The 22,762-nt window shown below is 67.9% G+C and carries 21 protein-coding genes; 5 read left to right on the top strand and 16 right to left on the bottom strand.

Translation table 11 applies throughout. The annotated features are described in order from the left end of the window. Positions 1 to 84: 84 nt before the first annotated feature. From QMX83_RS11410 to ttcA, 3 genes are read right to left on the bottom strand one after another with little or no spacing between them, the layout of a single operon-like run. Positions 85 to 861: a SprT family zinc-dependent metalloprotease gene (locus QMX83_RS11410; protein WP_282296750.1), complete on the bottom strand. Its 777-nt coding sequence runs from the start codon at positions 859 to 861 to the stop codon at positions 85 to 87. Between the two features lie 55 nt (positions 862 to 916). Further along, positions 917 to 1,822: a recombination-associated protein RdgC gene (locus tag QMX83_RS11405; RefSeq protein ID WP_282296749.1), complete on the bottom strand. Its 906-nt coding sequence runs from the start codon at positions 1,820 to 1,822 to the stop codon at positions 917 to 919. A 13-nt stretch (positions 1,823 to 1,835) separates the two neighbouring features. Beyond that, on the bottom strand, positions 1,836 to 2,702 hold the full coding sequence (gene ttcA / locus QMX83_RS11400; protein ID WP_282296748.1) for a tRNA 2-thiocytidine(32) synthetase TtcA: 867 nt from the start codon (positions 2,700 to 2,702) through the stop codon (positions 1,836 to 1,838). A gap of 97 nt (positions 2,703 to 2,799) precedes the next feature. Here ttcA and QMX83_RS11395 point away from each other — a divergent pair, with 97 nt between their 5' ends. Next, positions 2,800 to 3,003, top strand: a complete 204-nt coding sequence (locus QMX83_RS11395) for a YdcH family protein (protein WP_282296747.1) — start codon at positions 2,800 to 2,802, stop codon at positions 3,001 to 3,003. 24 nt (positions 3,004 to 3,027) lie between these two features. Here the strand turns inward: QMX83_RS11395 and plsB are convergent, their stop codons facing one another. From plsB to QMX83_RS11370, 5 genes are all read right to left on the bottom strand, one after another. Then, positions 3,028 to 5,694 carry a glycerol-3-phosphate 1-O-acyltransferase PlsB gene (gene plsB, locus QMX83_RS11390; protein ID WP_282296746.1) on the bottom strand — a complete coding sequence of 889 codons (2,667 nt, stop codon included), beginning with the start codon at positions 5,692 to 5,694 and terminating at the stop codon, positions 3,028 to 3,030. Beyond that, complete coding sequence (locus tag QMX83_RS11385; protein WP_282296745.1) at positions 5,694 to 6,662, bottom strand: hypothetical protein; 969 nt, start codon at positions 6,660 to 6,662, stop codon at positions 5,694 to 5,696. The genes plsB and QMX83_RS11385 overlap by 1 nt, the downstream gene beginning before the upstream one ends. 79 nt (positions 6,663 to 6,741) lie before the next feature. After that, positions 6,742 to 7,578, bottom strand: a complete 837-nt coding sequence (locus tag QMX83_RS11380; RefSeq protein WP_282296744.1) for a serine protease — start codon at positions 7,576 to 7,578, stop codon at positions 6,742 to 6,744. Between the two features lie 158 nt (positions 7,579 to 7,736). Continuing rightward, complete coding sequence (gene pyrF, locus QMX83_RS11375; protein WP_282296743.1) at positions 7,737 to 8,456, bottom strand: orotidine-5'-phosphate decarboxylase; 720 nt, start codon at positions 8,454 to 8,456, stop codon at positions 7,737 to 7,739. Next, positions 8,453 to 9,370 carry a 5'-nucleotidase, lipoprotein e(P4) family gene (locus tag QMX83_RS11370; protein WP_282296742.1) on the bottom strand — a complete coding sequence of 306 codons (918 nt, stop codon included), beginning with the start codon at positions 9,368 to 9,370 and terminating at the stop codon, positions 8,453 to 8,455. The genes pyrF and QMX83_RS11370 overlap by 4 nt, the downstream gene beginning before the upstream one ends. Positions 9,371 to 9,482: 112 nt before the next feature. Between QMX83_RS11370 and QMX83_RS11365 the strand changes: the two genes are divergently transcribed. Then, positions 9,483 to 10,136, top strand: a complete 654-nt coding sequence (locus QMX83_RS11365) for a DUF480 domain-containing protein (RefSeq protein ID WP_282296741.1) — start codon at positions 9,483 to 9,485, stop codon at positions 10,134 to 10,136. Positions 10,137 to 10,145: 9 nt separating this feature from the next. Here the strand turns inward: QMX83_RS11365 and QMX83_RS11360 are convergent, their stop codons facing one another. Both QMX83_RS11360 and QMX83_RS11355 read right to left on the bottom strand, forming a co-directional pair. Continuing rightward, complete coding sequence (locus QMX83_RS11360; RefSeq protein ID WP_282296740.1) at positions 10,146 to 10,679, bottom strand: GNAT family N-acetyltransferase; 534 nt, start codon at positions 10,677 to 10,679, stop codon at positions 10,146 to 10,148. 8 nt (positions 10,680 to 10,687) lie between these two features. Next, positions 10,688 to 12,664, bottom strand: coding sequence for a UvrD-helicase domain-containing protein (locus QMX83_RS11355; RefSeq protein ID WP_282296739.1), 1,977 nt, complete (start codon positions 12,662 to 12,664; stop codon positions 10,688 to 10,690). Positions 12,665 to 12,781: 117 nt separating this feature from the next. Between QMX83_RS11355 and QMX83_RS11350 the strand changes: the two genes are divergently transcribed. Together QMX83_RS11350 and QMX83_RS11345 are read left to right on the top strand one after the other, a co-directional pair. After that, positions 12,782 to 13,462 carry a hypothetical protein gene (locus QMX83_RS11350; RefSeq protein ID WP_282296738.1) on the top strand — a complete coding sequence of 227 codons (681 nt, stop codon included), beginning with the start codon at positions 12,782 to 12,784 and terminating at the stop codon, positions 13,460 to 13,462. 23 nt (positions 13,463 to 13,485) lie between these two features. Continuing rightward, positions 13,486 to 14,106, top strand: coding sequence for a thymidine kinase (locus QMX83_RS11345; protein WP_282296737.1), 621 nt, complete (start codon positions 13,486 to 13,488; stop codon positions 14,104 to 14,106). A gap of 41 nt (positions 14,107 to 14,147) precedes the next feature. Here QMX83_RS11345 and QMX83_RS11340 read toward each other — a convergent pair whose 3' ends face one another. The 6 genes from QMX83_RS11340 to QMX83_RS11315 form a co-directional block, all read right to left on the bottom strand. Then, positions 14,148 to 15,749 carry a glucan biosynthesis protein D gene (locus tag QMX83_RS11340; protein ID WP_282296736.1) on the bottom strand — a complete coding sequence of 534 codons (1,602 nt, stop codon included), beginning with the start codon at positions 15,747 to 15,749 and terminating at the stop codon, positions 14,148 to 14,150. An 80-nt stretch (positions 15,750 to 15,829) separates the two neighbouring features. Then, a complete protein-coding gene (locus QMX83_RS11335) occupies positions 15,830 to 18,673 on the bottom strand; it encodes a serine/threonine-protein kinase (protein WP_282296735.1) in 2,844 nt (947 codons plus the stop codon). Between the two features lie 30 nt (positions 18,674 to 18,703). Next, positions 18,704 to 19,270, bottom strand: coding sequence for an ECF-type sigma factor (locus QMX83_RS11330; protein ID WP_282296734.1), 567 nt, complete (start codon positions 19,268 to 19,270; stop codon positions 18,704 to 18,706). Between the two features lie 62 nt (positions 19,271 to 19,332). After that, positions 19,333 to 20,145: a bifunctional DNA-formamidopyrimidine glycosylase/DNA-(apurinic or apyrimidinic site) lyase gene (mutM, locus tag QMX83_RS11325; protein ID WP_282296733.1), complete on the bottom strand. Its 813-nt coding sequence runs from the start codon at positions 20,143 to 20,145 to the stop codon at positions 19,333 to 19,335. 39 nt (positions 20,146 to 20,184) lie between these two features. Beyond that, complete coding sequence (locus QMX83_RS11320; RefSeq protein ID WP_282296751.1) at positions 20,185 to 20,520, bottom strand: EF-hand domain-containing protein; 336 nt, start codon at positions 20,518 to 20,520, stop codon at positions 20,185 to 20,187. Then, a complete protein-coding gene (locus QMX83_RS11315; RefSeq protein WP_282296732.1) occupies positions 20,517 to 21,719 on the bottom strand; it encodes a fatty acid desaturase in 1,203 nt (400 codons plus the stop codon). The genes QMX83_RS11320 and QMX83_RS11315 overlap by 4 nt, the downstream gene beginning before the upstream one ends. A gap of 147 nt (positions 21,720 to 21,866) precedes the next feature. Here QMX83_RS11315 and QMX83_RS11310 point away from each other — a divergent pair, with 147 nt between their 5' ends. Next, the gene (locus tag QMX83_RS11310; protein WP_282296731.1) at positions 21,867 to 22,691 is read left to right on the top strand and encodes an ATP-binding cassette domain-containing protein; all 825 of its coding nucleotides are present in this window, start codon (positions 21,867 to 21,869) and stop codon (positions 22,689 to 22,691) included. Positions 22,692 to 22,762: the final 71 nt, after the last annotated feature.

The following is a 22,762-nucleotide window of genomic DNA, read 5'->3' as shown; positions in this document are numbered from 1 at the left end:
GCCACGCCCTGCGTGGCTGGGGCACGTCCGGGTTGGTCGAAGCCACGCAGGGCGTGGCTCTACGGCAACCGGGTGTAGGCCGGATTACAGCAACTGCCGCAACATGGCCTTGAGCCTGCGCCCCTCGCGCTGGAAATAATCCCGCTCCTCCCGCCACGCCGGGAACCGCTGTTCCACCTCGTCCCAGAACGCCGGCGAATGATTGGCCTGGATCAGGTGACACAGCTCGTGCACCAGCACGTACTCGAAGGCGGACGGCCGCCCCAGCACCAGGGCCAGATCCAGCGCCATGCTGCCGTCCGGAGCCAGTGAGCCCCACTGCGAGGACATCACCTTCAAGCGCAGCCGTGATGGCGCACGCGGCAGGCTGGGCAGGTAGCGCGGCAGCCACTGGCCGACATCGGCGCGGGTCTGGGCTTCATAGAACTCGCGCAGGGTACGGCGCACGGTCGCCTCGGTGCCGCGCGCCGGCAGGTGCAGGCAGGCACCGGCGGCGTCGATCTCCAGGTGCGCGTAGCGGCCGGTTTCCCAGTGCAGCGGCAACAGCTCCCCACGCAGCGGCAACAACCCCGGTTCGCCAATCACCAGCGGCGGCGGCAGATTGTGCGACTGGTAGTTGCGCAGCTGTTCGGACAACCAGCCGCGATGCTCCTGCAGGAAGCGCTCGCCCATCACCAGGCTCGCGCGGGGCGGCAGGGTCAGGCGTACGCCGCGTTCGTCGACGCTGAGCTTGATCCTTCGCGCACGCGGGTCGCGCACGCGCAGAACGTCGATCTCGGCATCCTCCAGGCGCAGGCGCACGGTGTCGCGCTGCAGGGTGGGCGGAGCCGGTGAAACCAGGCGGCGGAGGAGTCCGGACATGGGCACAGCATAGCGCCGACCGGGGCCGGCGCATGTTCAGGCGGGACGAAGGCGGTCAGTCGGCCTTGCTGAGCTTGAAAGCCTCTTCCAGCAGCAGGAACAGCCGGCGGATCTCGCCGCTCTGCAGCGCGAAACGGGCGTCCAGCTCGGCGCGGCGGCCGTCGTCGTCGGCGTGTTCCAGCTGGTCCAATGCACCGTCCAGGAACTTCAGCTTGCGCACGATCAGGTCGTCGCCCAGCACGAACGACAGGTTGTCCTCGAACACCAGCGCCAGCTTGGTGACCTGCTTGCCGGCATCCAGGTGCTTGTCGATCTCATCGCAGCGCAGCTCCTGGTGCTGGCACTTGACCACCGCGCCGCCTTCCACCGGATCCTTCATCTCGCACTCTTCGCCCAGGCTCAGGCCGGTGGGCAGGGGCTCACCGGCAATCCAGCCGGTCAGGATCGAGCGCGGGGCGACTTCGGCGTTCAGCGGCATGGCCGGGAAGCTGCCAAGCAGACCGCGGATGTCGGACATCACGTTCTCGCCCTTCTTGCTGCTGGAGCAGTCCACCGCCACGAAGCCGTGGGTGAGGTCGATGAGGGCGTCGGTGCGCGAGCTCTTCACGAAGGCGCGCGGCATCAGTTCGTGCAGCAGGTCGTCCTTCAGGCGCTTGCGTTCGCGACCGCCGGGCTTGCGACCTTCTTTCTCTTCAATCTCTTCCAGCTTGCGGGCCAGCAGATCGTTGACCACGGCACCCGGCAGGATCTTGTCTTCACCGCCCACGGCCAGCCACAGGGCGTCGCCGATGCGGTGCGAGAACACTTCCTTCTCTTCACGGCCGAACGGCGAAATGAAGCCACGGGAGGTCATTTCGAGCGGGCCAACCGGCTTGAGCAGCACCTGCGGCAGCAGCGTGTCGACTTCGGAAAAATCGGTGGCGGTGGGGAAGCGGAACAGCGTCAGGTTGCGAAAGAACATGGAATTCCGGAACTCAGGTCGTGAATGAGGAAGAGGTGTCGTCGGCGGGCGCAGGCGTGCGGCCCAGCGCCATGAAGTCGAACAGGTTGGGGTCGGCCAGCTGCGACGGGTGGATGTTGCCCAGCGCGCGCGCGATCTGGTCGATCCGGCCGGGATGCTGCTGCTCCCACTGCTGCAGCATCTGCTGCACCTGACGGCGCTGCAGGTTGTCCTGGCTGCCACACAGATTGCACGGGATGATCGGGAATGCACGCGCCTGCGCGTACGCGCTGATATCGGCTTCGGCCACGTAGGCCAGTGGCCGGATCACCACATGCTGGCCGTCGTCGCTGCGCAGCTTGGGCGGCATCGCCGAGAGCTTGGCATGGTGGAACAGGTTGAGGAAGAAGGTCGCCACGCTGTCATCGCGATGGTGGCCGAGTGCGATCTTGCTGAAGCCGTGTTCGGCGGCATGCCGGTACAGCGCGCCCCGGCGCAGTCGCGAGCACAGCGAACACATCGTGCGGCCTTCCGGAATCACCCGGCTGACCACCGAATAGGTGTCCTGTTCGATGATCTGGTACGGCACGCCGATGCCGCGCAGGTAGTCCGGCAGCACGTGCGCGGGGAAGTCGGGCTGCTTCTGGTCCAGGTTGACCGCCACCAGTTCAAAGCGGATCGGGGCCTTCTTCTGCAACTGCAGCAGTACATCGAGCAGGGTGTAGCTGTCCTTGCCGCCGGACAGGCAGACCATGACCCGGTCGCCGTCCTCGATCATGCCGAAATCGGCGATCGCCTGGCCGACCTGGCGGCGCAGCTGCCGTGCCAGCCTGTCCTGCGCGGCCGCATCCGTGCGCACGGCACGGGGAGCAGGGTCAGGCAGGGGCAGGACGACGGACATCCGGTCATTCTACCGGCTCGCATCGCAGGCCATGAGACCTGGGCCGATGGGGCGTTCACCCCCACGGTTCATGGCGGGTGTGTATGCTCGGCAGCTGATGGAAACCTATACGCCCGATCAGATCAGCGCCCGTCTTGCCGTACTGCGGCAGGAGCACCGTGAACTCGACCAGCGGATCGAGCGGATGGCCGCCAACGGCGAGGACGAACTGGAAGCCAAGCGGCTCAAGCGCGACAAGCTGCGGCTGAAGGATTGCATCGCCCGGCTGGAAGACATGCAGATTCCCGACGAGCCGGCGTGACGACCAACGGTCGTCACGCATCAATCAATCCTGCGTCACCGGTTCCTCGGGCTTGGCCGCTTCCGGACTCACCCGCTCGATGGTGTGGCGCAGTTCGCGGCCCAGAATGAACTTGGCATCCTTGGCCCAGGCATCCAGGCGCTGGTCGAACAGCAGCTTGCTGTTCTCGTCCGGCCACACCAGGCGCAGTTCGCGCAGCTTCTGGATGAAGCCGCGGAACAGGGTCTTGTCGAAGAACTCCGGCGCGGCCGGTGCATAGAGCAGGCTCAGGCGCTGCGCGGCCTGCTGGCACAGGCTTTCCAGCTCGGCGGCACCGAGCGTGCCCGGGCCGTTCTTCACCAGCACCGAAATGGCGATGTAGTAGCGCTCGAACGCCTGCTGCAGCGAATGGCCGATGGCGCGCAGGCGGAACACTTCGTCGGTCTGCCCAGTGTTGCGGGCCAGGATGCCGCCGTCGTCATCGTTCACGTTCTGCAGCAGGCCCTCACGCACGAACACGTTGATGGTCTGTTCGATGCGTTGCGCAAACTGTTCTTCGGTCCAGGGCAGGAACAGCTCGGCCTGCAGGAACGGATAGACCGTGCGACCCAGCTGGACCAGGCCGCTGCGGCTCATGCGGCGATTGTTCTGGAAGCAGCAGGCCACCCACGACGACGCCGTGAACAGGTGGATGACGTTGTTGCGGAAGTAGCTCAGCAGCACCGCGGTGTCGCCACTCACACTGAGCACGTCGCCCAGCGGATGCTTGATGCGGGTGAGGACGTTGATTTCCTCGGCGTGGGCAATGATGCGCTCGGGCGAATGCGGCGTGACCGTGACCCGGTCCGAGTACGGCATTTCCACCAACAGGGTCTTGCACAGCTCGATCTGCGCGATCAGATCGGCCTCGCCCATCGCGTGCTTGGGCGTGGACAGCAGCGCCAGCGCCAGCAGGTTGATCGGATTGACGTCCGCGGCCGCGTTGATATGCACCTGGATGCGTTCGGCCAGGTGGTCCACCGTGCCCGACAGCCAGCTGGGTTTCTCGTCTTCACCCACCGGCTGGCCGGCCCACTCGGGGGCCTGCTCAGCCAGCACGCGGTTGAGTTCGATCGGTTCGCCGAAATTCACCACCACCTGGCCGAAGTTCTGCTTGAGCACCTTGGGAATGCCCCACAGCAGCGACCAGATCGATTCCTTTTCCTTCGGCCGCCCGGACAGCTCGTCCAGGTAGCTGCCGCCTTCCATCAGCTTTTCATAGCCGATGTAGACCGGCTGGAACAGCACCGGCTTGCGCGGCTGGCGCAGGAACGCCCGCAGCGTCATCGAGATCATGCCGCCCTTGGGCTGCAGCAGACGCCCGGTGCGCGAGCGCCCACCTTCGACGAAGTACTCGATGGAGTAACCACCGGCCACCAGCTGGGCGACATACTCGCTGAGCACCGCCGAGTACAGCGCGTTGCCACGGATCGAGCGGCGGATGAAGAACGCACCGCCCTTGCGCAGCAGGGTGCCGACCACCGGCAGGTTCAGGTTGATGCCGGCCACGATATGCGGCGGCACGATGCCGCGGTCGTACAGCAGGTAGCTCAGCAGCAGGTAGTCCATGTGGCTGCGGTGGCTGGGCACATAGACCACTTCGTGGCCCGGTGCGGCCGCCTTGAACTTGTCCAGGTGATGCACCAGCACGCCGGCGTAGATGCGGTTCCAGACATGGCTGAGCATGAAGCTGGCCGAGCGCACCACCGGGCTGGAATAGTCCGCGGCGATTTCCCAGGCATAGGCATGCGCCTTCTTCCAGGCATCGGCCGGCTTGGAGTTGTCCCGTTTGGCCTGCGAGGCGATCGCCTCGCGCACGGTGTCCGCGTCCAGCACCTTGTCCACCAGCAGGCGGCGGGTGGACAGGTCCGGCCCGATCACCGACTCACGGATGCGGCGGAAGTGGGTGCGCAGCACGCGCTGCAGCTTGCGCACGGTGCGCTCGGGGTCCAGCCCCTCGTTCACCGTGGAGCGCAGCGAGATCGGCGGGGCGAAGCGCACGATGGTGCTGCGGCCATTGAGCAGCACCGCCAGCAGGCGACGGAAGCGGCCGACCAGGGCCCAGTTTTCCGAGAACAGCACCGCGAACCAGCCGCTGGTCTTGTCCGGCGCGCGGCCGACGAAGATCGACACCGGCACCAGGTGCACGTCCAGCTCGTCGCGGGTGCGATGCGCCTGCAGCACTTTGGCCAGGGAATCGGAATGGGTCTTGGCCCCGCGCTGTTCCGGGATCAGCGAGTTGCTGCTGCTGCGCCGGGACAACGCCACGTAGGCACGCTTGCGCCCGGTGGGGTCACCGGAGATGGGCACCAGCGGCGACGGCAGGCCGGCGTCACGGCAGGCCTTGTCCAGGATCAGCGCATTGGACAGACCGTAGTCCTCCAGCACGTAGATCACCGGGCGGCCATCGTTGTACTGGCCGGGGTGTTCGGGTTCGATCTTCAGCGACAGCCAGGGTTCGACCAGACGGCCGAGCAGGCGCGCCCACCACGGGCGACGGCCCTGCGGCGCGCGCGGGCCGGGCACGATGGCGGCCGGCTCGGCGTCCACCGGTGCCGCCTCGGCGACGGCCGGGGTCACGGGTGCAGTGTCGGGCGACGCCCCATCAACGGGCGTCTTGGGCGGCTCTTCGCCGGGGAAAGGCAGGGAATTCTGGTTCGGCATCGGCTTCATTATGGCTTAGCCGGTGCAGAAGCATCGTCCTTGACCTTCGCGGCCGCCTCTGCTTCGGCCGCGTTTGCCGCGTCCTGTTCAGCTTTGGCGGCGTCAGCGGCGGCCAGCAGCGCGTCGGTGTCCTCCAGCACCCGGGTCAGGTACCAGTGGCCCTGGCGGCGTGTCATGTGCACCTGGGCGTCGATGGTTTCGGTCGCCAGCGGGTACTGCACATGGACCACGGCGGTGTCCCCGTCCTGGCTGACCAGTTCGCCCCGCAGCTCGCGCAGCGAGGTCTCCAGGGACAGCCCATAGCTGGCCAGGGCGGTCTTGAACGCCTTCAGGAACGGGCCCAGCTGGCGCAGGCTCTGCTCCATGCCGGCGGCCTGCAGCTGGGCGTCGGTGCTCAACCCGGTGGTGCGGGCGGTGGCGGTCAGCAGGGTGATGGTGGTGCTGGCGCGCTGCTTGTCGGTCAGCGGTGCGGCGGCGGCCCAGCGGCTCAGCACCTCGACCAGCTGCACGTAATGGGCACGCTCGGCCTCGCTGTAGTCGGCCTGGTTGCGCAGGTACTGCACGCCGAACAGGCCCATCGAATGCGCGGCCTGGCGCACGCCGGTGGCCTGCCCGGCCATCTGCGCATTGAACGAGCGCTGCAGGCGTTGCGCGGCGTCCGGTTGCGACAAGGTCGACAGCAGCGGCAGTAACTGGCCATCCAGCGGCAGTTCGGTCAGCGGCCAGCGGCTGTGGCCGGCCGCCCAGGCCGCCTGCAGGCGTGCGTACTGGTCCGGCGGTACGGCCGCACGGGCGTAGGCCACCAGATCGTCGTCGGCGACGTGTGCGGCCAGCTGCTGCAACGCCGCCACCGGTTCGGACGCGGGCGCGGCCGGATCAATGGCGTCTCCTTTGCAGCCGCTCAGCAACACCACCCCACAGAGCGACAACGACAACACCCAGTGGCGGCAGCGCCCCGGCATCAACGGCATGGACATGAATTCGGACTCCCCGGACCGGTCCGCATCTTCACCCGGGGTGGACGGCGGCGTCTACCGCGCCGCCGTCCGGATGACCTCAGTCGCCCGTCCAGGTGGCCTGGATGAAGTCGCGCACATAGCCCGTGGAGAGCCGTGCGTAGACCCCGGGCAGGCCCGGCAGGGCGCACCCTTCACCCCAGCTGACCGTACCCAGCACGGTCCAGCGGCCCTTCCGCTGCACCATCAGTGGGCCCCCGGAATCGCCCTGGCAGCTATCGATGCCTTCCGCCCCGGCGCAGATGGCGGTGCCTTTCTGCAGGTCGGGATAGGCCTCGCTGCACTCCTTGAACGGCACGAATGGCACCTGCACGGTCTGCAGCACGGTGGGCAGCGCATCGGCGTTCATGTCGGTCACGCCCCAGCCGGTCACGGTGAACGTCCGCCCGGGACGCAGGTAGACGCCATCGTTCTTGAGCAGCACATCGGCGGTTTCAGCGTTGGCGACCGGTCGCTTCAAGCGGATCAGCGCCACGTCGTTGACCAGCGTTGACGGGTCATAGGCCGGGTGCACGTGGATGGCCTTGACGTTGGAGGCCCTTCGGCGGGGCGTGGTGTCCAGGGTGTGCAGCCGGGTGGCGGCGGCCAGGTCTTTCGCGCCCACGTCATCCACGCAGTGCGCGGCAGTGAGCACCCACGAGGGCGAGATCAGCGTGGCCCCGCAGCTGTGCCGCAGGTGGTCCGAGTCACCACGGCGCAGGCGCTGCAGGCTGACCATGAAGGGATACTGGCCGGGTTCGGCGTCTTCGCCGCCAATGATGAGCGGTACGACAAGGTCGGCGGGTGGGGAGGTCACGGCCGGTGCGGCCGACGCCGAAAGCGGAATCAGTGCGGAAACAAGCGCGGCGAGCAGTGCCCGGCGGTAAGTGCTGTACATGCAGCAACATCCTTTGCAGAGTTTGGAATCGACCGTCACCTCGCTGGGTGGAGGCGGGCGGGGCCGGAGTCGATTCGACGGCAAACGCAACGGATGCAAGTGAGAAACCGGTCGCGTTTTTCAGCGCGACCGGTCCTGATTTTCGCGTGGGGGATTTCCTACCGCAGTGCGCTGCGGATCTCGTCCTGGATCGCCAGCGCGGCCGCGCGCGGATCAGTGGCCAGCCGGATCGGGCGACCGACCACGATCGCATCGGCTCCGTCGGCAAACGCCTGGGCCACACCCACGGTGCGCTTCTGGTCATCACCGACCGGGCCGCCGGGCCGGATGCCCGGGCAGACGATGGAGAAACCGGAGCCGGTGGCGGCGCGGATCGGTGCGGCTTCCTGGCCGGAGGCGATCACCCCGTCGATCCCGGCCGCCTGGGCGGCCAGCGCGCGCTCGACCACCACCTGCACCGGTTCACGGTCGATGCCCATGCCGCGCAGGTCGTCGTGGCCCATCGAGGTCAGCACGGTCACCGCCAGCAGGCGCATGTCGCTGGTGTTCGCGGCGGCACAGGCTTCCATCATGGCCGGGTGCCAGCCGTGGATGGTGGCGTAGCTCACCGGCCACTGCGACAGGCGCTTGATCACGGCGGCGGCGGTGGCGGGAATGTCGAAGAACTTCAGGTCGACGAACACGCGCTTGTCGCGTGCGGCCAGCGCGTCGAGCACCTGGAAGTACTCGCCGGATGCCAGCAGTTCCATGCCGATCTTGTAGAACGACACTGAATCGCCAAGACGGTCGACCCAGGCCAGCGCTTCCTCCTGGCCGGGTACGTCCAGGGCGAAGATCAGGCGCTCGTCATCACGCAGCGGCAGCGGCGCGCGGCTCACGGCGCGTAGTCCAGGGCAGCGCGCTTGGCGTCATGGCGCGCCTCGCGCGACTGGCTGTAGTCGTTGTTGAACTGGGCCGGCTCATAGCCGCCGTAACTCGGGTTGGGCAGCATCCACCAGCGCTCGCCGAACCAGTCGTGGTACTGCTGCTGCAGGGCGTCGCGCGCTTCATTGGTATTGGCGGTGACTTCCACGAAGTCACCCAGCTGATCGCCGAACTGCATCAGCACGCGGTACTTCTGCCCGGCCAGGCGGCGGCGGCAGTTCTTCTCGCTGCCGTTCTGCTCGCAGCCTTCCACCACCGTGCCCAGGCCAAGGAACACGCTGTCGTCGGCCACCGGCAGGCCTTCGCTGCGCAGGTTGGCCAGGGTGGCTTCTTTCAGGTGCACGGCACGGTTGGAGATGTACAGCAGGGTCACGCCCTTGGCGTTGGCAGCCTTGGCAAAATCAACCACACCCGGAATCGCCTTGGCCTTCTTCTCGGCAACCCACTGCGCCCAGGTCACTTCGTCGTATTCCTTGCCGTCGCGGACCAGGCGCGCCTGGTAAGGCGAGTTGTCCAGCACGGTCTCGTCCACGTCCAGCACCACCGCCGGCTTCAGGCCCTTGGCGTCGTTGCCGCGTTCTTCCGGCACCAGCGCGTCCCAGTTCGCTTCCTTCAGCGCCTTGTCCAGGTGGTCGGCCGCCGAGCGGTAGGTCTGCTCGGTGATGGCGCGGTATTCCTGCGAACGCTGCATCCACAGCACCGCATTGAGGTTGTCGTTGGCGGTGGCGTCGCCGGCCTCAGGCGTCGCAGCGGCGGCAGCAGGTGCGGCCTCGGCGGCAGCGGCAGGGGCCTCGGTGCGCTTGCAGGCGCTGAGCGCCATCACGGCGCAGGCAAGAACGGACAGGGAAACGGCAGCAGAACGACGCATGTGGCTCACCAGCAACAGATTCGCGCCAGTTTACCGGGTAAGGCGGTGCGGTTCATGGCCGCTGCGAGCCTCGGCTATGCTGCACGCCCCTGTATGCCCCCGGAGTGCCCCCGTGAACGACGACGCCCAGACCCCCGCCCTGCCCGTGCTGAACGCGGCCCAGGCCCGCGCGCTGGGCTGCCTGATCGAGAAGGAGGCCACCACCCCGGACGCCTATCCGCTGACCGTGAACGCCACCCAGGTGGCGGCCAACCAGAAGACCGCGCGCGAGCCGGTGATGCAGCTGTCTGCCGGCGACGTGCACCATGCGCTGCGCCAACTGGAGGGCCTGGGCCTGGCCCGGCAGCAGTTTTCCTCGCGCGCCGAGCGCTTCGAGCACCGCGCCGGCAGCGCCCTGGACCTGACCCGCCAGCAGCTGGCCCTGCTGGGTCTGTTGCTGCTGCGCGGCCCGCAGACCACCGGCGAGTTGCTGACCCGCAGCGAGCGCCTGTTCCAGTTCCAGGACGCCGACGAACTGCGCCATCACCTCGAGCGGATGATCCAGCGCGGGCTGGCGGTGCAGCTGCCGCGCGCCAGCGGCCAGCGCGAGGACCGCTTCATGCACCTGCTGGGTGGGCCGGTGGATGTGGTTGCACTGGCGGAGGCGTACAAGGCGGCACCGTCGTCGGGCGGTGGCAATGCCGGGCTGGAGGCGCGGGTGGCGGAGCTGGAGGCGACCGTGGCGGAATTGCAGGCGCAGGTGGCGGGGTTGTTGGGGCGCGGTTGATTCACCGCATCACCCCAACGCCAACGCCCCTGGGGTGGCAAACACCAGCACCTCTTCATCCACCGGGGGCGGCAGCCGCAACCGGCCACGCGCCTCCATCCCCAGCTTCTGCAACAGTGCCGCCGAGCGTTCGTTATGCGGAGCCACGATGCCGTACAGCTCGGGATACCCCAGCCGGTCACGGGCGTAACGCTGCACGCCACGCGCAGCCTCGAAGGCATAGCCGTGCCCCTCGTACTGCGCCTTCAGCGCATAGCCAATGTCCGGTCCCGGCAACTCCGGGCGCTTCACCAGCCCGGCATTGCCCAGCCAAGCGCCATCGCTGCGGCGGATGATCGCGTACATGCCGAACCCGTTGAGCGTGTAACTGCCGAGCACGCGTTCGGCGGTGTAGTCGCGCGCCTGCGCCAGCGTGCGCACGCCCCGGTCGGCGATGTTGCGGATGAAGCCGGGCTCGTTGAGCAGGGCCAGCATGTCGGCCGCATCATGGTCGGGGTCGATCAGGCGCAGGTGCAGGCGGTCGGTCTGGATGAGGGCGGACATGGCATCTCCTAGTCGAACAGCGCCTGGATCGCGGCCAGCCCGGCGTTGGCGCGTTCTTTCTTGCGCGCCGCATCGGCGACGGGATCAGCCCCGTCGCGCTGCATTTCCTCGGCCGGAATCTCCTCGAAGAAGCGGCTGGGCTTGAGCCGCACGTGCTCACCGAATTTGCGGGTGAGCTTGCTGTAGCTCATCCACAGCTGCACCTTGGCGCGGGTGATACCGACGTACAGCAGCCGGCGTTCTTCCTGCAGGGTGCCTTCGTCGAGGCTGACCTGGTGCGGCAGCACGCCGTCCTCGCAGCCGACGATGAACACATAGGGGAATTCCAGACCCTTGGACGCGTGCAGGGTCATCATCCGTACCTGGTTGCCACCATCGTCCTTGTCATTGCGCGACAGCAGCGCGAGCTGTGCCGCCAGGTCGGCGGTGGACGCACCACGCGGGCCGCCCTCGAACCACTGCGCCAGTTCTTCCAGATTGCCCAGCCGGCGCTGATAGGTGGACTCCTCCTTGCAGCTGCTGCGCAGCTCGGAGACCAGCCCGGAGTCCTTCACCAGCTTGCGCACCAGGTCGCCGGAGCTGAGCTGGGGCATGCCCGCGCGCAGGTCGCGCAGGATGTCGGTGAAGCGGCTCAGGCTGTTGGCGGCACGCGGCGGCAGCTGCGCCAGCGCGCCGAGGGCCTCGGCCGCCTGCGCCATCGGCATCTCTTTCTCCGAGGCCAGTTCAGCCAGTTTGGCCAGCGTGCCTGCGCCCACCTCGCGCTTGGGCGACTGCACCGCGCGCATGAACGCGGTGTCGTCATCCGGGTTCACCAGCAGGCGCAACCACGACAGCGTGTCTTTCACTTCCTGGCGTTCCAGGAACGCGGTACCGCCGGTGATGTGGTACGGCGCGCGCACCAGCTGCAGCGCTTTTTCCAGCGGCCGCGACTGGAAGTTGCCACGGAACAGGATGCAGAAGTCGCTCCAGGGAATCTGCTTGGAGGTCGCCAGATAGGAGATCTCAGCGGCGACCTTTTCCGCTTCATGTTCGCTGTTTCGGCATTCCCACACGCGGATACGCTCGCCGTCGGCCTGGTCGCTCCACAGCTTCTTCAGGTGTTCATGCGGATTGTTGGCGATCAGCGCGTTGGCCGCGCGCAGCACGCGGTTGGAGCAGCGGTAGTTCTGCTCCAGCTTGATGATCTCCAGCGCGGGATAGTCGCGCGCCATCTGCTGCAGGTTTTCCGGATTCGCTCCACGCCAGGCGTAGATGGACTGGTCATCGTCGCCCACGCAGGTGAAGTTGCCGGCGCTGCCGGCCAGCTGCTTGAGCAACCGGTACTGGGCGTCGTTGGTGTCCTGGCATTCGTCGACCAGCAGGTAGCCGATCCGCTCGCGCCAGGCCAGGGCGATCTCCGGCTGTTCCTCCAGCACCTGGACCGGCAGCCGGATCAGGTCGTCGAAGTCCACCGCATTGAACGCGGTCAACCGCAGCTGGTAGCGCTCGTACACACTGGCGGCTTCCTTTTCGCGGTTGCTGCGCGCAGCGGCCATCGCCTGCTCGGGCGAAAGGCCGGCGTTCTTGGCGCGCGAGATCAGATTCTTCACGTCCTCGATGTCGTCCGGCTTGGCCCCGTACATCAGGTCCTTGACCTGTGAGGTGGCGTCGTCGGCATCGAAAATGGAGAAGCCGCGCTTGAGGCCGACCGCGGCGTGTTCGATCTGCAGGAACTTCAGCCCAAGCGCGTGGAAGGTGCAGATGGTCACCTCGTCGGCGTCATCGCCGTGCAGGCGTTTGCCCACGCGTTCGCGCATTTCCTTGGCGGACTTGTTGGTGAAGGTGATCGCCGCGATCCGCCGCGCCGGGTAGCGCTTGCTGGCGATCAGCTGGGCGATCTTTTCCACGATGACACGCGTCTTGCCGCTGCCCGCGCCAGCCAGCACCAGCAGGGGACCTTCGCAGTGCAGCACTGCGGCGCGTTGTGGGGGGTTGAGACCGTGCATGCCTACTCCGTGACCGGCGGGCATTGTACCGGGCTTCGTCGCGCCGCACGGCGGCCCGGCTTGCATGCACTCCGGGTCTGGAGTATTCAGGAAACTGCGAACACAGGAGTGTGGTGCATGAAGCCGTCCGTTGCTGTCGGCCGTATGGCCGGCGTGATGCTGTCCCTGCTCGTTCTACCCCTTGCGCAGGCCGCCGAGCGACCTGCCGCCGACCCCTACGAGGCCGAGGTGATGCAGTCGGAGGGTTTCCTGATGGCGCACCCGGACCTGCGCATGCGCAAGGCCGGCGTGGAAGCGCGCCAGCGCGGGCGCTACGAGGAGGCCCGTGAGCAGTTCAGGATCGCGGCCAGCTACGGCGACAAGCTGTCCCAGGCCGCGTTGGCCGACCTGCTGTGGGAAGGCAAGGGCGGCGACGTGGACCGCGCGTTGGGCTACGCCTGGATGGATCTGGCCGCTGAACGTGGAACCCCCTGGCTGCTGGCACAGCGCGAGGCCTACTGGAACGCGCTGGATGCCGACGAACGCGAGCGTGCCATCCGCGAAGGGCGAAAGCTCTATGCCGAGTACGGTGACCCCACGACCTGGCCACGGATGGAGCGCGAACTGCGGGTCGGGTCTCGCGAGCTGACCGGAAGCCGCACCGGCTGGAACGGTGCCATGCGCAGCCAGGCGCGGGGCGTTGTCGGCGCACGTACGCTCAGCCCGGAGGAATTCCGCAAGGCCCGCTACTGGGATCCGGCAGCCTACCGGCAGTGGCAGGATGAGGTGCTGGCGCGCGCCGGCAGCGCCACCGACTAGGCCACCGCCGTAGAATTGGCTGCATGGCCAAGCTCTACTTCTACTATTCGGCGATGAACGCCGGCAAGACCACCACGCTGCTGCAGTCGGCGCACAACTATCGCGAGCGCGGCATGCGGGTGGCGATCCTGACCCCACGCCTGGACGATCGCGCCGGGCGCGGTGTGGTGGCCTCCCGGATCGGACTGAAGGCCGACGGCGTGGCCTTCGACCGCGAGACCGACCTCGAGCAGCTGATCCGCCAGGACCTGTCAGCACACGGACCGTTGGGCTGCGTGCTGGTCGACGAAGCCCAGTTCCTCAGCCGCAGCCAGGTCTGGCAGCTCAGCGAGGTGGTCGACCAGCTGCGCATTCCGGTGCTGTGCTACGGGCTGCGCACCGACTTCCGCGGCGAGCTGTTCGAGGGCAGCCAGTACCTGCTGGCCTGGGCCGACGAGATGCAGGAGATCAAGACCATCTGCCACAGCGGCAAGAAGGCCACCATGACCGTGCGCGTGGACGAGCACGGCCACGCCGTGCAGGACGGCCCGCAGGTGGAGATCGGCGGCAACGAGCGCTACGTGTCGGTCAGCCGGGCCGAGTTCAAGAAGATCACCCGTGGTGAGGGGCGGATTGAGCCCATGCAGGCAGCCTTGCCGTTGTGAACAGCAGCCGGGCAGAGCCCGGCTCTACGTCGCTTGTCCGATCAGTACAACGTGCGCTCCGGCGCACCGGCCGGCGGCGGGTTGTACTGGTACAACCAGGTCTCCGTCAGGGTCTTTCCACCGCTGCGCAGGTACAGACGGATGTCGATCTGGTCGGTGCTGTCATCGGGCGGCACCAGGTCGAACATCGCGCGGTAGCCCTTGATCTCGCGCAGCGGGCGCGCCGAGACGATCTCGGTGCGGCCACGACTGGTCTGGACCACCGCTTCCACTTCGCCCTTGTCGATCAGTGCGGCCAGTTCGCCACCTTCGAAGTCGACCGCAAAGCGCCACGAGAAGTACTCGCGCTTCTTGCCGATCACCCCGCCCAGGCCGGTGCGGGTGGCCACCGCGTGGGCCAGCGGCGGCCGTGCCGGCGGCTCCGCGCCCCAGTACAGGCGGTAGCCCAGCAGCATTTCCTGGCCGGGCGCAGTTTTGGCGTCCGGGTTCCAGAACGCGACGATGTTGTCGAAGGTCTCGTCCACGGTGGGAATTTCCACCAGCTGTACCGAGCCCTTGCCCCACTGTCCCTTCGGCTCCACCCACAGGCACGGGCGCTTCTCGTAAAACACGCCGTCGTCCTGGTAGTGGTCGAAGTTGCGGTCGCGCTGCAGCAGCCCGAAACCCTTCGGATTGTTGTCGACGAACATGTTGAAGCGCAGCTGGCGCGGATTGCTCAGCGGCCGCCAGATCCACTCGCCGGCCCCGGTCCACATCGACAGGCCATCGGTATCGTGGATTTCCGGACGCCAGTCCCAGGCCATGCGGCGGTCGTTTTCGCCGACCTGGTACATGCTGGTGCAGGGGGCGATGCCAAGACGCTCAATGGTCTTGCGCGGGTACAGCGCCACGTCCACGTCCATCAGCAGCACGTCGCCGTTGGTGATGGCAAAGCGGTAGGCACCGGCCACGCTGGGTGAATCCAGCAGGGCGTAAACCACCAGGGTGTTGGAGTCCTTGGCCGGCTGCTCCAGGAAGTAGGCGATGAAATCCGGGAATTCCTCCGGACGGTCCATGCCGGTGTCGATTGCCAGTCCACGCGCCGACTGGCCGTACTGGCCTTCCTTGCCGACCGCACGGAAGTAGCTGGCCCCCAGAAACGCCGCGAAGTCGCGGTCGGTGTCCTGGCGGGTGTTGAGGCGGAAGCCGGCAAAGCCGAGATCGGCGGGCAGGTGGCCGTCCTTGAGGCCGCTGCTGCCGTAGTCGAACGCGGCCGGGTCATAGGCCAGTTCCTGCGCCATGCCGTTGACCACGTCGAACATCCGCACCGGCGAATGGAAGTACAGGCCCAGGTGGAAGAACTTGGCCTGGAAGCGCCCGGGCTGGTCGGCCCACAGCGCGTGGTCCTGGCGGTAGCGGATTGACTGGTACTGGTCCCAGTCCAGCGCTTCCAGCGGCCCCGGAAGGGTGCGCCGGTGCGTCTTGTAGGCGGTTTCAGACAGCGCGCGGGCCTGGCCCTTCAGCGTGGCGAAGTCGAACGGCTGCGGCTGGCCAAGCCGGCGCAGGCCCACCTGGTTGCCTTGCGCGGCGCAGGCCGGCAGCGCGGGAAAACCGATGGCCGCCAGGGCCAGGGAAGCGTTGCGGATGAAGTCGCGTCGTTGCATGCAGGGCAGCAAAGGCAGGGAAGGGCCGGCCATCATAGGCACGCGAACGTTAAATCGCCGCTGTGATGAATGGGGAGCGTTCAGTCTCGCGAGGCGACCGTGTGCAGCGCGCCGTCGCCGCAGTCGGCCAATGCCAGCTCGATGCTGCGGGCCACCCGGCCTCCCTCCGGCCGTTGCCGGCGCACATCGTCGCGCAGCTGCAGCAGCGCCGCCCGGCCACGCGGCGGGGCCTGGCTGCAGCGGAGCTGGCCCTGCAGCAGACGCGCACGCCAGCGCAGCTGATCGGTGCGCGGGTCACTCCCCTGCACCGCGACCACCTGGGCGAGCACGCGCTCGGCTTCCACGCTCTGCCCGAGGCGGACCAGGTTGCGCGCCCACGCCAGCTGCACCGCATGCTGCTGCAGCACCGCCTCGGGACCGCCGCGCGGTGAGCGCCGCATCAGCCCCGCCAGGCGCTGCCCTGCGTCCACCGGGTCGACCCGGGCCCCGATGATGTCGGCCATGCGCCAGTCGGCGCGCTGTACCAGCGGGTCGTCCTCGCCGCGCTGCGCGGCCAGCCATTGACGCCCTTCACGCAGCGCCGCCAACGCCTCTTCCCAACGCCCGGCATCGGCCAGCGCCACGCCGTAGTCGTACAGCCCCTGCGGCAGCAGGCCCACGCAGTCAGGCTGGCGCCAGATGGCCACGGCCCGGGCGAAATCCTCCACCGCCTGGGCGGTATCGCCGCGCTCGCGGGCCAGCTGCCCCATTGCGTTCCAGCTGGCCCCGGTGTCGCGGTGCTGTTCTCCCAAGGCCTGGCGGGTCAGCCGGTGCACTTCGTGCAGGGTGTCAGCGGCCTCGGTCAGATCACCGCGCTGCAGCGCCAGGGTGCCGCGCAGGCGTCGGATGCCCAGGGTTTCCGGATGGTCCGGACCATACAGGCTGACCGCGTCGTTCCACGCCATGTGCAGGTGCTGCGAGGCCGCGTCCAGATCACCCTGCGCGGCCAGCGTCTCGCCGAGGTGGCGACGCAGGGTGACCCGCTGCGGGTCGCGCTCGCTGGTGCGCAGCTGCAGCAGCTGCAGCGCCTGCCGGTAGCCGGCGAGCGCGGCCTGGGTATGGCCCTCGTCGCTGTCCAGTGCGGCCAGATCGGCCAGGCTTTCGGCGCTGCCGGTGGTGTCCCTGAGCACGTCGCGGCGCAGGGTCAGTGCCTGGTTGAACGCCTCGCGTGCCAGGCGACGGTAGCCCAGCAGCTGCTGGCAGCGGCCCAGCTGGGCGTGGTACTCGGCCACCAGCGAGGGGAATGCCTGCCGGTGCTGCGCCGCCAGCGCCTGCATCGGTCCCAGGTGCGCCACGCATTCACGCGAGCGCCCCAGCATGCGCAGCGCGCGCCCACGCTGGGTGACCGCTTCCAGCTGCAGCTCAGGCGGCACGTTGTCCACCTGCTCGAGCAGCGCGCGCTGCCGGTCCAGGGTCTGCAGCGCCAGCTGGTAATCGCCCAGACCGATCCGCAGCCGTCCGATCACCCCTTCCAGATCGGCCAGCGGCAGCGGCTGATCGGCCAGTTCGGCTTCGCCGCGCTGCTGCCCGGTGGCCAGCATCTGGCGCACGTCGAAGCTGCCGTGACGCACGCTCGCCGCACGGTCGAACAGGCCGATGGTGAAGTCCTGCATGGCCTGTGCGCGTGCGATCTCACGACGGGCCTGCTGCATCTGCCACAGCGCCAGCACCGCCAGCGCCAGCAGGGCCGCCACGCTGACCGCCCCCAGGGCCACGCCCCAGCGGTGCCGCCCCAGGTATTTGCGCAGCCGGTACAGCGCACGCTGCGGGCGCGCGTGGATGGGGCGTCCTTCGAGAAAACGCTGTACGTCCTGCGACAGCGCTTCCACCGAGGCGTAACGCTGCGCGGGCTCCTTCTGCAGCGCCTTCAACAGGATGGTGTCCATGTCCCCGCGCAAACGGCGCGCCAGGCGGCGGGTGGCGGCGCTCGGTTCGGGGTCGCCCCCCTCCCTGCGCAGCAGCAGGCCGGAGGCACGCGGCGCGTTCACCTCCAGAATGGAGCGCTCCCATTCGGCGTCGCTGAGCCGGCGCAGGCGGTACGGCTTGCGCCCGGTGATCACCTCGAACAGCACCACGCCCAGCGAGTACACATCGGTCAGCGTTGTCACTGGCTCGCCGCGTACCTGTTCCGGCGCGGCGTAGTGCAGGGTGAAGGCGCGTGCTTCGGTGGGCGGGTGTGCGCCCGGATCGCGTGGCTGCTCGTCATCGAGCAGCTTGGCGATGCCGAAATCCAGCAGCTTCACCTCGCCGTCGGCGGTGACCAGGATGTTCGACGGCTTCAGGTCACGGTGCACGATGAGGTTCGCGTGGGCGTGGCTGACCACCGCGCACACCTGCTGCATCAGCTTGAGGCGGCGTTCCAGCGGCAGTTGCAGGCGCTGGCAGTAGTCGGTGATCGGCTCGCCTTCCACATAGGCCAGGGCCAGATAGGGCTGGCCCTGCAGGTCGATACCGGCGTCCAGCAGCTGGGCCAGGTGCGGGTGCTGCAGGCGCGCCAGGATTTCGCGTTCGCGACTGAAGCGTTGGCGCAGGCCCGGGTCGGCGTAGCCACTGCGCAGCAGCTTCAGTGCCACCTGGCGTTCGTAGAGGCCGTCGGCCCGCTCGGCCAGCCAGACCTCGCCCATGCCGCCTTCGCCCAGGCGGCGCAGCAGCCGGTAGGGACCGATACGGGTGCCTTCGCGGCTGTCTTCCGGGGCTGCGGTCCACAGCGGCTGGGCCATGAAGTCCTGGCTCTCCGCTTCATGCTGCAGCAGCCGCTCCACCTCCCCGGCCAGGGTCGGGTCGGACGCGTGCAGCCGCGCCAGGCGCGCCGCGCGCTGGTCGGGGGGCAACTCCAGCAACTGATCCAGCAGCGACGACAACTGCTGCCAGCGCCCTGCTTCCATACGATCGATCTCCGACCGCCGTTGAACGACTCAGTCTTCGCGTACCGACGCTAGCAGGAACAGCCTCGCCTTCTGCCAGTCGCGGCGGATGCTGCGCTCCGAGCGCTGGCACAGGTCGGCGATCTCCTGTTCCGACAACCCGGCGAAGTAGCGCAGCTCGACCACCTTGGCCAGGTGTCCATCCACCGCCTGCAGCCGCGCCAGTGCCACGTCCAGCGCCAACAGGTCCTCGTCCAGGCGCACGCCGCTGCTGCTGTTCTCGGGAATCTCCGCAACCCGCTTCAGGTCACCGCCGCGTTTGCGCGCCAGCCGGTTGCGGGCGTAATCCACCACCACGCTGCGCATGGCCGAGGCCGCATAGGCGAAGAAGTGCGCGCGATCTTCAAAGCGGGCCGCGCCGCGCGCGCCCAGCAGTTTCAGGTAGGACTCGTGCACCAGCGAGGTGGCGTCCAGCGTGCGTCCCTGCTGACCGGCCAGCTGGCGACGCGCCATGCTGTGCAGTTCCTGGTACAGCAGGGTCAGCACCCGGTCCAGCGCGGCACGGTCGCCCGAGCGGGCTGAATCCAGCCATACGGTGATATCCGGGCCATCGTCCATGCCACACCCCCGTCGCCGACGTTGGGCCGACTATAGCGCCCGTCCGCGCCTAAAAGTGCGACTCAGCGCTGGCAATGACTGCACCAGACGCTGGCACGCTGACCGATGGTGGCGTGGCGCAGCGGTCGCCCGCACCGTCGGCAGGGTTCGCCTTCACGCCCGTAAACCAGCAGCTCCTGCTCGAAGTAGCCAGGCGCGCCGTCCGGGTTGATGAAATCACGCAGGGTGGTGCCGCCGCGGGTGATGGCATGGCCGAGGATCTGCTTCACCGCCGCGCCCAGCCGCTGGTAGCGCTCACGCGAGATCCTGCCGGCTTCACGCAGCGGATTGATGCCAGCCATGAACAGGCTTTCGGCCGCGTAGATGTTGCCCACCCCGACCACGATGCCCTGGTCCATCAGGAAGGTCTTCACCGGGGCCTTGCGGCCGCGGCTGCGCTCGAACAGGTAGTCGCCGTCGAAGGCATCGTCCAGCGGTTCCGGCCCCAGCCCGGCCAGCAGCTCGTGGGTCTGCCCGGCGGGCTGCCAGAGCAGGCTGCCAAACCGGCGCGGGTCGTTGAAACGCAGCAGGCGGCCGTTGTCGAGGCTGATGTCCACATGGTCGTGCGCGCGCACCGGGGTGTCGCCCGGCAACACCCGCAGGCTGCCGGACATGCCCAGGTGCAGCACCGCACTGCCGATGGCGGTATCCAGCAGCAGGTACTTGGCGCGACGACGCACGCCCTCGATGGCCTGGCCCGGCAGCAGGGTGCTGATTTCATCCGGAATCGGCCAGCGCAGGTCCGGTCGGCGCAGGATCACACCGTGGATGCGGCGACCTTCCAGATGCGGAGCCAGGCCGCGGCGGGTGGTTTCTACTTCGGGCAGTTCGGGCATGGGGAAATTCTACGTGGCGCAGCGGGGCAGAGCCTCGCTCTACCTGGGGGGAGCGGACAGTTCCTTCGCGCTCAGGAACCCGTCCTTGTTCGCATCCTGCTTGTGGAAGCGCTCCACAATGGTCTGACGCTGCTGTTCGCGGGTGATCGGCTTGCCCTTGCCGCCCGGCAGCTCGTCGCTGCTCAACACGCCGTCGCCATTGCGATCCATGCGGTCAAAGGCATACATCATCCACGCCACGTACTCCTCGACGCTGACCTTGCCGTCACCGTCGGTGTCCATGCGTTGCAGGTAGGTGCCGGTGTCGGCCACCTGGGCGTGGGCCGTGGCGCTGCCGAGCAGCAGCGCGGCGCAGAGCAGGCGGCGCACGCTCAGTGCGCCGTCAATGCGTAGCCCTTCAGGCGCGCTGCATAGGCCTGCAGCGCGGCGATACCACTGGCTTCGGCGTCCTGGCACCACGCCTGCAGTGCTTTCAGCCGCTCGGCGGCATCATTGCTGCGCGCTTCCAGCAGCGCGGAAAGGCGGGCGCGATGCTCCACCAGCACGCGGATGCGCGGACGCTGTTCGACCCAGCTGTTGAGTTCGGCGCGACAGGCCGGCTTGAGCCAGCGGCCGTCGTTGACCAGGCCGTGGCGCATGCGGCGCGGCAGCAACTTGCGCAGCTTGGCTCCGGCCAGCGCGGCCTCTTCGCGCAGCGCGGGCACGAACACGTTGCGCTGGTAATCGGTCATGGCCTGGAAGCGGTGCGAGAGCAGCGCCTTCAGGGTTTCCGCGTCGGGCACGGCGATGTTCGGGCGCACGTCCATGCTCGGGGCCACGCGCAGCACCTTGGCCAGCTTCACCGCCTGCAGTGCGCGGATCGCGGCCCAACCGATATCAAACTCCCAACGTCGCATCGAGAAGCGCGCCGAGCTCGGGAAGGCGTGATGGTTGTTGTGCAGCTCTTCGCCGCCGATCCAGAACGCCCACGGGGTGAGATTGGTCGAGGTATCGGCCGACTCGAAGTTGCGATAGCCCCACCAGTGGCCCAGGCCATTGACCACGCCGGCGGCCCAGAACGGAATCCACGCCATCTGGATCGCCCACAACGCCACGCCAGGCAGGCCGAACAGCACGGTGTTGATGAAGAACAGCACCGTCGGACCCAGATTGGCGTGCGGGGTGTACAGACGGCGTTCGATCCAGTCGTCCGGCGCGCCGCGCCCGTACTGGTCGATGTCCGCACGCAGGGTGCGGGCTTCGCGGTACAGCTCGACGCCGCGCCAGAACACGGTGCTGATGCCCTTGGTCACCGGGCTGTGCGGGTCTTCCTCGGTTTCCACCTTCGCGTGGTGCTTGCGGTGGATGGCCACCCACTCCTTGGTGATCATCGAGGTGGTGAGCCACACCCAGAAGCGGAAGAAATGCGAAATGACCGGGTGGAAGTCCACGCCGCGATGCGCCTGGCTTCGGTGCAGGTACAGCGTCACAGCGAAGATGGTGAGCTGGGTGAACACCAGCAGCACCAGCGCCATGCCCCACCAGCCAAGGCCGGCCACACCGCCGGTCAGGAAGTTGATGAGCATCTCGGGCATTGCAGAACTCCAGGCCGTGAGGCCAGCAAGTGGACAGGATCGCGTCTGCCCATGATGGGGGCAGACGTTGCAATCTGCATCCCTCTGGTGCCATTTTTGCGTAGTCATTCAGTTGTTTTAGTCCTTCGTGAGTCTGGCCCCCTATTCATGACCGTTGCAGTTCCCGCCGCCGTGACCCCTGCCCCTCTGATCGAACTGGACCGCGCCTGCGTCATCCGCGGCCAGGTTCGGGTGCTGCACGACCTCAGCCTGCGCATCGCGCAGGGGCAGCACACCGCCCTGCTGGGCCCGAACGGGTGCGGCAAATCGTCATTCATCAAGCTGATCACCCGTGAGCTGTACCCGCTGGCGCACGGCGACGGCACCGTGGCGGTGAAGGTGCTGGGCCAGAACCGCTGGCAGGTGGACCGGCTGCGCTCACAGCTGGGCATCGTCACCGGCGACCTCAGCGCCAATCTTTCCGACATGCCCGGGCTGACCGTCGAGGAAGCGGTGCTGACCGGCTTCTTCGCCAGCTTCGTGGTGCCGGCGTTCCGCGAGGTCACCGCCGAGATGCGCGAGCGGGTACGCCAGGCGCTGACCCTGACCGGTGCCCTGCCGCTGCTGGCGCGTGGCTATGCGGAGCTGTCGGCGGGCGAAACCCGGCGCGTGCTGATCGCCCGGGCGCTGGTGAACCGGCCACAGGCGCTGCTGCTCGATGAACCCTCCACCGGGCTGGACCTGGTGGCACGCCAGCAACTGATCAGCACCATGCGCACGCTGGCTGCCCAGGGCATCACCCTGGTGCTGGTCACCCACCATATCGAGGAAGTGATTCCGGAGATCGAGCGGGTGGTGCTGCTGCGCGGCGGGCGCATCGTGGCCGATGGGCCGCGCGCCGACCTGCTGCGTGACGCCCCGCTTTCCGAGGTGTTCGGTGGCCCGGTGCGGGTGCAGGAGCACAACGGGCATCTGACCGCGTTCGCGGATTGACGGCGATGTGATCCGGTAGCGCCGGCTGTCAGCCGGCCCTCGATACCGCGTGGGCCGGCCAACTGCCGGCG

Source organism: Stenotrophomonas sp. PS02289 (assembly GCF_029960115.1).
Lineage (GTDB): Bacteria > Pseudomonadota > Gammaproteobacteria > Xanthomonadales > Xanthomonadaceae > Stenotrophomonas.
The sequence above is the reverse complement of the archived record's forward strand: the minus strand, read 5'-3'. Positions and strand labels throughout refer to the sequence as shown.